This is a genomic window from Winogradskyella ouciana, from assembly GCF_009709615.1.
Taxonomy (GTDB): Bacteria; Bacteroidota; Bacteroidia; order Flavobacteriales; family Flavobacteriaceae; genus Winogradskyella; species Winogradskyella ouciana.
This window is the reverse complement of record NZ_WJYA01000010.1, coordinates 49,234-62,851: the sequence shown is the minus strand read 5'-3', so window position 1 is coordinate 62,851 and position 13,618 is coordinate 49,234. Positions and strand designations below refer to the sequence as shown.

The 13,618-nt window shown below is 34.5% G+C and carries 11 protein-coding genes; 7 read left to right on the top strand and 4 right to left on the bottom strand.

Features of this window, described 5'->3' with window-relative positions:
- Positions 1–122 precede the first annotated feature (122 nt).
- Complete coding sequence (locus F1003_RS15105) at positions 123–2,309, bottom strand: glutamine synthetase III family protein (RefSeq protein WP_155090274.1); 2,187 nt, start codon at positions 2,307–2,309, stop codon at positions 123–125.
- 175 nt (positions 2,310–2,484) lie between these two features.
- On the opposite strand from F1003_RS15105, the gene F1003_RS15100 reads away from it, so the two are divergent.
- Entirely contained in the window at positions 2,485–3,501 is a 1,017-nt protein-coding gene (locus tag F1003_RS15100) for a glutamine synthetase beta-grasp domain-containing protein (RefSeq protein ID WP_155090273.1), read from the top strand.
- Between the two features lie 54 nt (positions 3,502–3,555).
- On the opposite strand, the gene F1003_RS15095 is transcribed toward F1003_RS15100, so the two are convergent.
- Positions 3,556–4,506: a calcium/sodium antiporter gene (locus tag F1003_RS15095; RefSeq protein ID WP_155090272.1), complete on the bottom strand. Its 951-nt coding sequence runs from the start codon at positions 4,504–4,506 to the stop codon at positions 3,556–3,558.
- A gap of 165 nt (positions 4,507–4,671) precedes the next feature.
- On the opposite strand from F1003_RS15095, the gene F1003_RS15090 reads away from it, so the two are divergent.
- Positions 4,672–5,031 carry a BlaI/MecI/CopY family transcriptional regulator gene (locus tag F1003_RS15090; RefSeq protein ID WP_155090271.1) on the top strand — a complete coding sequence of 120 codons (360 nt, stop codon included), beginning with the start codon at positions 4,672–4,674 and terminating at the stop codon, positions 5,029–5,031.
- Positions 5,032–5,036: 5 nt separating this feature from the next.
- Positions 5,037–6,986 carry a M56 family metallopeptidase gene (locus F1003_RS15085; protein ID WP_162306996.1) on the top strand — a complete coding sequence of 650 codons (1,950 nt, stop codon included), beginning with the start codon at positions 5,037–5,039 and terminating at the stop codon, positions 6,984–6,986.
- A gap of 84 nt (positions 6,987–7,070) precedes the next feature.
- Here the strand turns inward: F1003_RS15085 and F1003_RS15080 are convergent, their stop codons facing one another.
- Positions 7,071–9,029 carry an endonuclease gene (locus F1003_RS15080; RefSeq protein WP_155090269.1) on the bottom strand — a complete coding sequence of 653 codons (1,959 nt, stop codon included), beginning with the start codon at positions 9,027–9,029 and terminating at the stop codon, positions 7,071–7,073.
- Between the two features lie 609 nt (positions 9,030–9,638).
- On the opposite strand from F1003_RS15080, the gene F1003_RS15075 reads away from it, so the two are divergent.
- The gene (locus F1003_RS15075) at positions 9,639–9,812 is read left to right on the top strand and encodes an SsrA-binding protein (protein ID WP_155090268.1); all 174 of its coding nucleotides are present in this window, start codon (positions 9,639–9,641) and stop codon (positions 9,810–9,812) included.
- Between the two features lie 74 nt (positions 9,813–9,886).
- On the opposite strand, the gene F1003_RS15070 is transcribed toward F1003_RS15075, so the two are convergent.
- The gene (locus F1003_RS15070) at positions 9,887–10,324 is read right to left on the bottom strand and encodes a hypothetical protein (RefSeq protein ID WP_202913901.1); all 438 of its coding nucleotides are present in this window, start codon (positions 10,322–10,324) and stop codon (positions 9,887–9,889) included.
- A 66-nt stretch (positions 10,325–10,390) separates the two neighbouring features.
- Here F1003_RS15070 and F1003_RS15065 point away from each other — a divergent pair, with 66 nt between their 5' ends.
- The 3 genes from F1003_RS15065 to F1003_RS15055 are packed head-to-tail and all read left to right on the top strand — an operon-like array spanning position 10,391 to position 13,609.
- Positions 10,391–10,561 (top strand): hypothetical protein, encoded by a 171-nt coding sequence (locus tag F1003_RS15065; RefSeq protein ID WP_235898397.1) that lies wholly within the window; start codon positions 10,391–10,393, stop codon positions 10,559–10,561.
- 37 nt (positions 10,562–10,598) lie between these two features.
- Complete coding sequence (locus F1003_RS15060; protein WP_155090267.1) at positions 10,599–12,125, top strand: trypsin-like peptidase domain-containing protein; 1,527 nt, start codon at positions 10,599–10,601, stop codon at positions 12,123–12,125.
- A gap of 41 nt (positions 12,126–12,166) precedes the next feature.
- Positions 12,167–13,609, top strand: coding sequence for an alpha/beta hydrolase (locus F1003_RS15055; protein ID WP_155090266.1), 1,443 nt, complete (start codon positions 12,167–12,169; stop codon positions 13,607–13,609).
- Positions 13,610–13,618 lie beyond the last annotated feature (9 nt).

Below are 13,618 nucleotides of genomic sequence, written 5' to 3'. Positions count from 1 at the left end.
TTAGGCAGATGCAATCGACGAACTGCACAAAACCTATAATTTAAAACTTATTCAACTACGTATTATTACGTATGTGTTAAGATATAATTATGACTTCATTAACACTTTATAGCAATAATCTGCTATTTGGTAAACAAGAGCTCTCTATATTTTGTCAATGGCCACAGCTCATCATCAATCATAAGTTCTAATTTATCACTATGATATCTAATTTCATCAAATAAGGATTTCACCTTTAAACTATAGCCATTAGCTTTCTTTTCAATATTGGTTTGCTTATTCAATGACCTTCTTTCATCTGTCATTTTGGTTACTAATGAATTTATAGCTTCAATGTGTTGCGAAATTTGTTCAATCAATGCGAGTTGCTCCTTTGCAAAGTCCTTAAATTTAGAGCCATAAATGGTCTTAAGCCCTGTGACGTTTTCAATCAATATGTTTTGATATCTCACGGCAGTTGGTACCACATGATTTCTGGCAATATCACCGAGAACCCTACTTTCAATTTGAATGTGAAGAATATATTCTTCCATTTCAATCTCGTAACGTGCCTGCGCCTCAACCTTATTCATAACTCCCATGTTCTCAAAAAGTTCAAGAGATGGTTTAGCCACCTTTACTTTTAGAGCTTCAGGAGTGGTTTTATTATTACTCAAACCACGCTTTTTAGCTTCCTTTTCCCATTCTTCACTATACCCATTACCTTCAAAAAGAATGCTCTTAGATGTTTTAATATACTCTCTCAGCACATTAAAAATAGCGTCATCCTTTTTCATGGTCTTTTTATCAATCAAGGCATCGACTTCAGCTTTAAAATCTATCAATTGTTTTGCAACAATTGTATTTAAAACAGTCATAGGATTAGCACAGTTAGCCGTTGAGCCAACAGCTCTAAATTCGAATTTATTACCAGTAAAGGCAAAAGGCGAGGTTCTATTTCTATCGGTATTATCTAACAATATCTCAGGTATTTTACCAACCACGTTCAGTTTTAAATCCGTTTTCTCCTGTGGAGATAATTTTCCTTTGGTAACGGTTTTCAGTTCCTCGAGAACTTTTGTCAATTGTGCGCCTATGAATACAGATATAATAGCAGGTGGAGCTTCATTTGCACCCAACCTATGGTCATTACTTGCAGACGCAATTGCTGCCCTCAACAATTCTTCATGAGTTTGAACTGCCTTAATGGTATTAATGAAAAAGGTTAAAAACTGAAGATTACTCATTGGTGTTTTCCCTGGTGATAACAGGTTCACCCCAGTGTCTGTACTCAGACTCCAATTATTATGTTTACCAGACCCGTTGACACCTGCAAAAGGTTTTTCGTGCATCAATACTTTTAGACTATGACGTTCGGCAACTTTGTGCATTACATCCATTAACAACGAGTTATGGTCTACCGCTAAATTCGCTTCCTCATATATAGGAGCGAGTTCAAATTGATTTGGAGCCACTTCATTATGTCTTGTCTTAACAGGAATACCCAAAAGCATACATTCGTTTTCCAAATCGCGCATATACGACATGGCTCTATTTGGTATGGTACCAAAATAATGGTCATCGAGCTGTTGACCTTTCGCTGGTGAATGGCCCAAAAGTGTTCTACCTGTCAGTACAATATCTGGTCGTGATGCTGCAAGTGCATTATCTATTAAGAAGTATTCTTGTTCCCAACCTAGAGACGCATTTACCTTTTTTACATTCTTATCAAAGTACTTACAAACATCAACCGCTGCATTATCCACGGCCTGAAGTGCTCGTAACAATGGTGTTTTATAATCCAAGGCTTCACCTGTATAAGCCACAAAAACTGTTGGGATACATAATGTTGTACCATATATAAAAGCAGGTGATGTTGGGTCCCAAGCTGTATATCCTCTAGCTTCAAACGTATTTCTTATGCCACCATGTGGAAAACTGGATGCGTCAGGTTCTTGTTGTACCAATTGCCCTCCACCAAATTTTTCAATCGCCATACCATCTCCGATAGTTTCAAAGAAAGCATCGTGTTTTTCTGCCGTTGCTCCGGTTAAAGGTTGAAACCAATGTGTGTAGTGTGTTGCACCTTTTGAGATTGCCCATTCTTTCATTCCTGTGGAAATATGATCAGCTACTACACGATCTATCTTCTTACCTTTCTCAACAGCCTCTAGAATTCCAGATAAAGCATCTTTGGTCAAATATTGACGCATTGCTGTCTCATTAAAAACATTAGAGCCGAAGACCTCTGAACGACGTTTGTATTCCTTTACCTTAAGAGGTTTTCTTTTTAAGGATTCTTTTACTGCATTAAATCTTAGTGTTGACATATTCTTATTTATTTGATGCAAAAATAAGAATTATTAAATATTTAAGAAATATACCCTACTAAAAATAGGGTTGTCAACAATTATTAATAACATTTCATCTAAAAACCCCTATTTTTTTTGACCTATTGAAAAAAAACACAATATTTGCAGTGTCAATTTGTTAAATATTATTACGATGAGTAAATCTAAATTAGAGTATATCTGGCTTGATGGTTATAAGCCTACTCAAAACATGAGAAGTAAAACTAAAGTAGTAGAAGACTTTAGTGGAAAACTAGAAGATTGCGAAATCTGGTCTTTTGATGGGAGTTCAACGAGACAAGCTGAAGGTGGATCTTCAGATTGCTTATTAAAGCCTGTTGCTATTTATCCTGATCCTGCAAGAAAAAATGGTTATTTAGTAATGACTGAAGTTCTAAATGCAGACGGAACACCACATGAGTCTAACGGTAGAGCAACCATTGATGATAATGATAATGATTTCTGGTTCGGCTTTGAGCAAGAGTACTTTATTATGGACACTCAGACACAATTACCTTTAGGCTTTCCTATTGGAGGCTATCCTGCACCTCAAGGAATGTACTATTGCTCTGTTGGTGGGAAAAACACTCACGGAAGAGATTTAGTTGAGGAGCATGCAGACCTTTGTATTGCTGCAGGACTAAACTTTGAAGGTATCAATCAAGAGGTTGCTTCTGGTCAATGGGAATTTCAATTATTTGCAAAAGGTGCCAAAAAAGCAGGTGACGAAATCTGGGTTGCCAGATATTTGTTAGACAGACTAACTGAACAATATGGCTACTATATAGAATACCACCCTAAACCTTTAGGTAAGGATATGGACTGGAATGGCTCAGGTATGCACGCTAATTTCTCTAACACAACGTTAAGAACTTGCGGAAGTCAAGAAGTTTATGAAAAAATCTGTGAAGCTTTTAGACCTGTCGTAAAAGAGCATATTGAAGTTTACGGTGAGTTTAACGACCAACGTTTAACTGGTTTACATGAAACGGCATCTATTCACGATTTTAGTTATGGCATCTCAGACAGAGGAGCTTCTATCCGTATTCCAATTATTACAGTTGAAAAAGGCTGGAAAGGTTGGTTAGAAGACAGAAGGCCTGCTTCTAATGGCGATCCGTATAAAATTGCAGGTAGAATTATCAAAACTGTAAAAAGTGCTGATGTTTAAGTCTTGTCAATTCAATATATAATTAAGAAGCCTGCTTTTTAGCAGGCTTTTTTTTTATTGCAGTGTTATATATATAAAAACAAGATAAGCCCCAAACAACAACATCCCTTTATATCGGCTAATTATAAATTGCTTTGGAATCAGCATCAAAGGCACCAGGACAGCCGCAAATGCGATCATCCAAAAAATATTTGTTGATAATATTTCTGGCGTTTGAGGATTAACAACGATAGGTTTTACAATAGCCGTTAAACCTAAGACCGAAGCGATATTGAAAATATTAGATCCGATTAAATTCCCTAACGAAATAGCTTTTTCCTTCTTTAAAGCCGCAATAACAGATGCTGCTAATTCCGGTACGCTCGTACCTATTGCTATTACCGTTACAGATATAGCATAATCACTAATTCCTACAGCTGCCGCTAATCGTTTAGCGCCTTCTACCAGCCATTCAGAGCCATAGTACAAGCCAGTTGCACCAATTATAAGCCACATTACGATTTTAAAATTTGACACAACGGCAAGCCCATCATCGATTTCATCTAATTTGGCTTTAGTTAATTTTCTCGAGCTTCTAATTAAAAGAAAAAGAAACATAATCAACGAAGTAAACATTATAGCACCTTCAATTGCCGTTAACACTTGGTCATTCTTCAAAAAGTAATACAGCACAAAGGAAGCCAGCATCATCATAGGCCAATTGTACTTGTAAAAGTCCCTATCCACTGTCAACGGTGAAATGATTGCTGTAATCCCTAAAACCAAACCAATATTAGCAATATTAGAACCGATAACATTACCCAAGGCAATATCAGAAATACCATCAAAGGCCGCTTGTAAACTCACCAAAAGTTCTGGTGCAGACGTGGCAAAAGACACAACTGTCATACCAATAACGAGTTTTGAAATCTTTAGCTTAAAAGACAAGCCAACCGAAGCCCTTACCAAAAAATCACCACCAATGACCAACAATGCTAAACCAGCTATAACAAGGAATACGCTCATGTATCAATTAATTATTTAATCACCTCTTTTATTAGAGTCGCGAAGATAACATTTCATTATTAAAGCAAGAAAAAACTAAAAATTTCGTTAAATAACTACTATTTTAGTTACATAACTACAAAAATAGTTATATTTGAATTCACTACAATGAAATTTAATTAGTCAATGCAAAAACTAACAAATAAGGAAGAGGAGATTATGCACATTCTGTGGAGGTTAGAAAAAGCCTTTGTAAAGGATGTACTTTCAGAAATTAAAGACGATAAACCTCACTACAACACCCTATCCACGATTATTAGAAATCTAGAGGACAAAGGATATGTGAGCTACAATGCATTTGGAAAAACACATCAGTACTACCCAATTGTATCTAAGGAAGATTACAAAAAAAGATTTATGAACACTGCGATTGACCATTATTTTAATAGCTCATATAAAAATGTGGTTTCTTTCTTTGCTAAAGAAGAGAAAATAAGTGTTGACGAGCTTAAGGAAATTATAGAATTAATTGAAAATAAAAAATAATGACTATGGAATATTTATTAAAAGCATCGGCCGTAGTTTTCATATTTTACCTTTTTTATAAATTAATGCTACAGCGAGAGACCTTCTTTCAAACCAATCGTCTCTATCTTATAACAGGTTTAGTTACTGCTATTGCCCTTCCGCTCGTTATCATACCTATTTATATAGAATATACTCCTGTGCTTGTCGAAGCTTCAGCAACTTTTGATATTGGGACTGAAGAACAAGGCATATCCAAAAACGCAACTACATTTGATTGGTTACAACTTTCATTTATAATCTATGGTATAGGCGTTGCATTTTTTCTTAGCAAACTGTTGATGGAACTGGCTTCGCTTAAATTACTTTTTAACAGGCATAGCTATTTTAAAAATGGCTCATATATATTGATAGAAACTGATAACGACATTCCGCCTTTTTCATTTTTTAATTGGATAGTTTATAACCCAAACAAATACTCTAATGAAGAGTTAGAGCACATATTAAATCATGAAAAAGCCCACGCCAAAGAACTGCACTCTGTTGATATTATGCTAACGCAATTGGCTTGTGTAGTATTTTGGTTCAACCCATTTATTTGGCTTTACAAAAAAGAAATAGAGCAAAATTTAGAATTTATCGCAGATGATAAAGCACAAAATTTTTCGGAATGCGAAAAAAGCTATCAACTCGTATTATTAAAATCAAGTGTTCCAAAAAACAAACTCTTGATTACCAATACTTTTTATAATTCACAAATCAAAAAAAGAATAATTATGTTACACAAATCAAAATCAAACAGATTAAATGCCTGGAAATATGCATTGATACTTCCAGCATTAGCACTTTTCCTAATGAGTTTTAATACTAAGGAAATTTTAATAGAAGTTGAAGACCCAGCAAATCTGAGCAATACTGCACAGAATGAAGCCTCTTCTCAGTTAAATGATTTCTACAACAACATCAGCTTTGACAATAGCAACAAAGCTATTGCTTCCAATAAAGCTAATGTACCAAAGAAGAATCAAAATAGATTAACAGCACCAACTACAACGAAAGCTGTTAAAAACAAATCGAAAACACTAGGTGATATATCTATTACTATTATTGACAAAAACACAACGGATTCTGAATTAGATAAAATAAAAGAGACTCTAAAAAAAGAAGGCTTAACTATTAAATTCAAAGGTGTAAAACGCAATAATAAGGGAGAAATAACAGCTATAAAGATTGATGCCAAGTCTAAAAAATCAAGTACTAATTATCAGATTAGCTCAGATGATGAAGCTATTGAACCTATTAAGATTGTATTTGACGAAGAGAATAATAGCATTTCAATAGGTAATGGCCACGCTAAACATGGTCACAACACTTATGTTTATGAAACTAAATCCGATGGGAAGCATAAAATCCACAAAACCGGAAGTGGAAACAATGTTTTTGTAATATCTGACGACGAACACGAAGAGCACGTACACGAAGACCCTAAACATGATGAAGATCATGAGCACGAAGCAAAAGTCATTGTTAAAAAACGTGGTAAAAAAGGTAAGCTAAAGAAAATAAAGCAGTCTAAAGATGTACGAGTAATATCTGGTGACGAAGATGGCGAAATCATCGAAATTATTGTAGATGAAGATGGAGACGATAAAAAGGAAACTATTATTGTTAATGGTGAAAAAATAAATACTGCCAATGGGAAAAAGAAAAATGTTTGGGTTACCAAGACCGATGGCACAGAAGATACTTTTGTTATCGAATTAGATGACAGCGATAACAATGTTTTTATTTCTGGCGATAACGGCAAGAGCCCTTTATTTATTGTCGATGGTAAAGAGGTTTCAAGAGAAAAGTTTAAAGACTTAAATGCTAAGGAAATTGAATCCGTTACAGTCTTAAAGGACAAAAATGCTCTAGAAAAATATGGCGATAAAGGAAAAGACGGCGTGATAATAGTAAAAACCAAAAAGAACTAAACATAATTTCATCAATCAATCAAAACTGAAAAAGCCAAACTGTTATATGCAGTTTGGCTTTTTCTATTAAAACAATGTTTCGTTTTATTCTTTAATTACTTTCTTAATTACAGAGCGGTTATTGCTAATCAGTTTTACTAGATATAAACCAGATGCTATGTCTATGTCTATATAATTAGTTACTGTGTTGAAATACATTAAACGTTTTCCTTCAACAGAAAACACCTCTACTCTATCAACATTATGCAATCCCGATATATAAAGCCTTCCATTTGTAGGGTTAGGATATACAGATATTTTAGAGCGTTCGTTATCATCAATACTTAATGACTGATCCCACGTATCACCGACATTAGTTCCCCAAATATATTCCACCAAAAGCGGTTGATCTATAAACGGATTTCTATTTTTTTGCCAATTAAAAACAATGTTATTTCTGTTCATTTCAAAATCGTCTGGAGGATCGTTTCTGTGCCAGTCCAATAGTGTTGCCAAGTCACCTAATTGCCCTGTCGTATTTGGGAAGCCATTCACCACTTCCAATCCATTGTATCGAATTTCCATGTACAACACACTTCTTGCCACATCTCCTCTAAAACTACCCAAAGTTCCCGATGGCCCAACGTATTCTCCATAGTGCTGATTACCACGTGTACTATTCTCCGCAGCATCTGCAGCTCTCAAAGCATGTGCATCTGAATTGCCATGACGAAGCGAGTCGGCTTCAGTTGTCCAAAAAACATCAATACCATCAGCTATTTCATCTTCTTCTATATCAAAAAAACCGCCTCTCGATCTTGGAAAAGTATGTTCCCTATTCCATTTACCTGCGTTGCTACTACTGGTTTGCAAATCCAATTTGGCTCTGCCTTCTTCCGTATAAAGCAACCAAACCTGATTACTGTTTTCTGGATTCTGATCAGCCTCCAATAATATATCTATAACATCTGCATAGGTCTGCGCCCTTACTGTAGTAGGGTCTGCAATAATATCTTGCAAGGCTTGTCTTAGAGCTGCATCAGCCAATCCGTCCAAACTATCGTAATAACCTTCTGGCTGTGTACTTTGTACAATTCCTGTTGTAGGGTTCACAGGAGTTCCCCAAGCAGCCATGGTAAAATCGTTATCCACTACCCTAACCTCAACAAAATTATTCGACGCCACAATCGGCTCCACCAAATCCACAAATTGAATTTGGATAACTTCGTCACCTTCATCATCTGCATCATCTATTAAATTAATTGTGGTGCTTGACGAATTTCCCCCATTAGGAATAGTAAGATTTATATTTCCTGTATAATCAGAAGTATTAAAACCAAAATTGTTTAAGCTTATGGTAAAATCTAAATCTGAAGTGACATTGGTCTCTGATGTGAACGTGATATCAAAACTTGCACCTTCATCATACTGGGTCTGTTCCACAGAGATTGCAACTGGATTAATAGGAATCCCTGAACCATCATTTTCGCGCCTTGGTGTTGGTGTCGCCGTAGAATAGGTTTCCATTCCCATACCATCAACAAAACGCTGAATAGATCTTGGGTTAGCATTTGTACCATTGTCATTATACTGCATAGTTTCACCCAAAAGCATCATTAAGTCATTATCATCAGCATCGTTAGTATCATAAACCAAAGCATCAATTAGGTTTGTTTGTGTCGCCAATGTACCTTCAGGAAAATCATTAACAGAAGCCTGGTAAATACCTACAGCATCCGCGCCATTTTGAATTACGTTTTCAGCAATCAGAACTTGTGGAAAAGGTGACACACCTTCACTTCCTATGACCAACAACCCATTATTGTCTGTTGTATAACCATTTAAATCTATGACCATATAACTAGAATCACCTCCACTACTTGATCCGTTAAAAAATACTAGAATATAACCATCAGTAGAAAAATTTGGTGTTTGCGACTTTAACTCAATAAACTCTTTATCATCTGTGCTCGGTGAATCTGGATCAAGTTCATTAATGACTAAAACTTGAGACCAACCCATAAGAGACAACAACAATAAAGACAAAAGAAAAAACCTTTTCATATTTCAAATTTTTGACAAAGATAGCAGTTATATGTTGCCTAAATGTTAAAACCCAAAATAGTAAAAAGTAAATACAAAATTATGCTCAGAAATACTACGACATCTGTCAGTTCAATTAAACCAACAAAACATGAAAAGTTAAAAAAAGAGTGTTTTTAAGATGAAATGCCTCTACGTTTTAAAAATTCATTCAAAAAACACCCTTCAAATATTATATTTTATAATACAAATAACATTTTTTAATTATAAATTATAACTTAATTGAAGGTAAGTCACAATTAATTATAATAAATACAATCATTTAACTTATAAATATAAATGCAATTTCATCGATTTTTATGAAAACATTTGGAGAATTATTTGTTGCCTATATATATTGAAAACTCAATCAAAAAAATGAAAACAATTATGAACCTCTAAACCCAAAAATTATGATGACATTAGCAAAATTGATTATTGACATTATTTTTTCAGTATTCTAAATTAAAACCAACCAAACCAACAACCAATTAAAAAGTAGAACTTAGTTCTAGAATAAGTTTTACTATTTTTGTCAGTAATTGACAACTCGCAAAAGCATCAAGCGGCTTTTACAATCCAATCGACAACATGAGAAAATCTTTCTTTAAGCTTATCGCAAAAGCCAATAAGGCGATTCTTCCAAGTTACACCAAAAAGCAATTAGACCTTAGCAAAGCAACTAAACTACAGCTTGCTCTTATAGGCTGGCGTGCATATGTTACTATGAATGCGCTAGATGAAAAAAAGACTACCGATTGGTAGACTTTTTATAAAAACTCAATTTAACCTATTGCAATAGTAGCGGCAATTTTTCTTTCTCAAATAATTCCGGACTCTTAATTTCTTGTAATAGAACCTGATGGTAATGGTGCTAAATTAGATCCAAATGCATGTGTTGCAGGTCCAGTATCATTATCAGCGGTACCAACTAATGGCTTTAGCACAAAAGGTGCTGGAGTATCATCCGGTACTGGTTCTACAGAAATCACAACGGTACGTCCTCTTACATCTAATGGAAATGTTCCACCAGCGGGTGGATTCTCAAAAGAATCTTCACATGGTACAGGTGACCCTGCAGATGCTCCACTAAAAGGTGCTCCACTATCTACAGCATCAAAAACAGTAAATGAATCGGTACTTAATGGCCCAGAATCTCCCACTACCCAACCTTCGTAAGCCCATCCTGCAGTTAATATAAGCAATACAAAGTTTGGTGTTGGTGACATATCTGGTGTACCAAACCAAACACCATCTTCGTCATTTCCGTTATTCATACCAGATTCGTCCGTTGGTGTTCTTAATGACCCGTCCTGAATAAAGGCTACATAATTTTAAACATTATGTACAAAAATGACAAAGTAATCAGACGGTATTCAGAACCTTTTAAACTGAAAATTTTAGACGAACTTACAACAGGAAAACTAAATAAGTATCAACTAGGCAAAGCTTACGGTATTGCACCACCAGGTAATTCAAAAATCCTTTTGGCTTATTACTTGTCAATAAGATAAAAATCAATAACTTTAACAAGCTATTAACTAAAGTCTTATGAAAAATATTTTCCCTACCCTATTTATAGTGATTTGTTTCTTATCACTAAATGCACAAGAAAAAATTATTGAATATCCATTTGGTAAACCTGGCTCAGACGTGCCAAGAGGTGTCTTTGGTGAAGATGACCGTAAAGAAATTAAAGACGCTGAAGGTTTTAAAGATTTTGCTAGAGCTACAGCTGTTATGATTTCTAAACAAAGTATATACAATGATGAATTCTATTCTTGGTCCCTTAGGGATTTACTAGCCATGAAATTTGGCACTAATAAATTTGATCCAAGCGTAAAATTTTTAGATCAACCAACAGTTGGATCTTGCACAGGCTTTTTGATCGCGCCAGATATTTTGGTAACCGCAGGCCATTGCATTAATTCAATGGAGGAAGCTGACCAATTTGTCTGGGTTTTTGACTACACAAGCGAATCTGATTTTATAGACGGTAATAAACTTAAATTTAAAAAAGAAAATATTTTTGAGGTTGAAAGTATCATCACATCAAAATTAGATGATATAACTGATGACGATTATGCAATACTAAAACTAGATAGAAAATCTAGTAGAAATCCTTATCGTTTTAGGACAAGCGGCAAAGTATTAGAAGAAGGTGCCATAAACACTATAGGATGTCCTACCGGACTTCCTCTTAAGTTCTCTACTAATGCTATAGTTGTAGATAATTCCCCAAATAATTGGTTTAAAAGTGATATTGATTCTTTTCCCGGAAACTCTGGCGGACCAGTTTTTGATCAAAATGGTTTCATTGAAGGCATACTTGTAAGAGGTGCCGTAGAATATAGTGGTGGCAGATATACAGGAGATTACAAATACGACCCTTATTGCGACTGCGTTAAAACGGTGCAATGGGATAAAGTAAAATATACAGCGGGTTGCCAAGCGCATAAAATAACAGCTGTACCGCCTAGTGCTTTGCTTATGGCAATTTACTCCAATATTGAATATGCTATCGTTAATAATTTAAAAGAACGATTTGATTCTTGGGGAATTTACTGTTGGATTTTTGACTATAAATATACTCAACAACGTGGCAGGTTTGAAAATCTAGCAATAGAATACAATAATAATTATGCTCTAGAGAGTATCCTCAATTATACTTCAGAAAATATTTCTGATAGCTATGCAAGAGAATTAATTGACCTTGTATTAAAAAACAATAATCTAGATGCGCTAGACGTCTTGTTAGACTACGATATTTTAGCTGATGCTGGTATGGATTCTAAATACACTGCACTTCAAGTTGCTGTTACAAGAGGAAACTTAGACATAGCACAAACACTTATGGTTAATGGTGCAGATATAAGTGTAACAACATCTAACAATGATAACCTGCTGCATTTAGTAGCGCAAAGTGGAAACCTATCCTTAGCAAAAATTTTGGTTGAGAAAGGGGTAAGTGCAAAAGCTAAAAACAAGAAAAAAAGACGACCAGAAAAGGTCGCTAGAAAAGCTGGTCATAAATCTTTGGCAAAATATTTGAAGAAAGCTAGAAAAGGTAGATTGTAAAATCATTACTTTTTACCACTTAAACATAAAATTAGCTATTAATGTTTCTCAACGTAATTACATTTAATGAATCGCAGAAAAAATTCTGCATAAGCTTCAAATTACTTAGCTTATTCATAATCACATCTTGTGTTTATGGTCAAAACAATGACTTTGTTGAGTTATTAGATTATAACATAGCTCAAAACGATTCTTGCCTCACTAACAAAAGTGATTATTCAAAATTTAAGTTAGCTAAAAAGGATTCCGTAATTAACTTAGATAGCCTAAATATTCAGGTTGAATCTCATTACAAAAGTAGAACTTTTGAGAGTTTAAATAGTTTTAATCAATTTGATTTTAAATTTTGGCTACTTGTCAATGACAGTTTTAAAAAACAAAGCAATTTAAAAATTAGACTCAATTATAGAGTAAATGATATACAGGTTGAACAAAGTTTTATAATCTGCTTAATCAATTTAGATTCAGAAACTAAAGATAGAGGCAGTAATACGCCCGACTTTGTTAAACTTCCGGTTTATTTTGGTACGGATAGAAATTATACTAACTCAGATAATTTAAATGATGCTTTTGGCACAAAACGATCGATATTAAAGTACGGAATAGTTGAAGTCAGCATACCTCACGATCATAGAGTTGGAGAAATAGAGAGCCCATCTATATGGAAGTTTGAATTTTCAGAAAATCCATCAAAGCATGTCATGCTGCATGAAATAACCCTGTTAAACAAAGAAAATTTCTTTAGTAGGTTAGCTGATGATATACAGAAGTCTGATAAGAAAAGTACTTTTTTATTTGTCCATGGATACAATACATCTTTTAGTGAAGCCGCAAAGCGAACAGCTCAAATATCCTATGATTTAAAATTTGATGGTAAAGCCGTTTTTTATAGTTGGCCTTCAAAGGCATCAACATTAAGATATGGCATGGATGAAAAAAATATTGAGTGGTCCCAAAAAAATATTAAACGATTTTTAGAAGATTACCTTTCAAAATCAAAAGCTGAAGAAATTTATTTGGTAGCTCATAGCATGGGCAATAGAGGTTTAACCCAAGCATTGATTGAAGTTATGGAAAATCAACCTGAGTTGCGTTCAAGAATAAAAGAAATCATATTAGCAGCACCAGATATCGATGCTGACGTCTTTAAAAATGACATTGCCCCACAAATGATCTCAAAAACAAAAAAACCAATAACACTTTATGTCTCGTCAGATGATTTAGCTCTTAAGGCTTCAAAGTTGCTTCATGGAAATGATAGAGCTGGTGATGCCGGTGATAAAATGGTAATTATAGATGGTATTGAAACTATTGATGCTACCGGAATAGATACAAGTTTTTTAAGTCATTCTTATTTTGCTGATACCAATTCCATCATTTCAGACATATTTGATATTATTCAATCTGGGCAACGTGCTCTAAATCGAAAGCACTTGCTTACAACAAAACTTAAAAACAATATTTATTGGAAAATAAAACAGTAAGAAATTTAA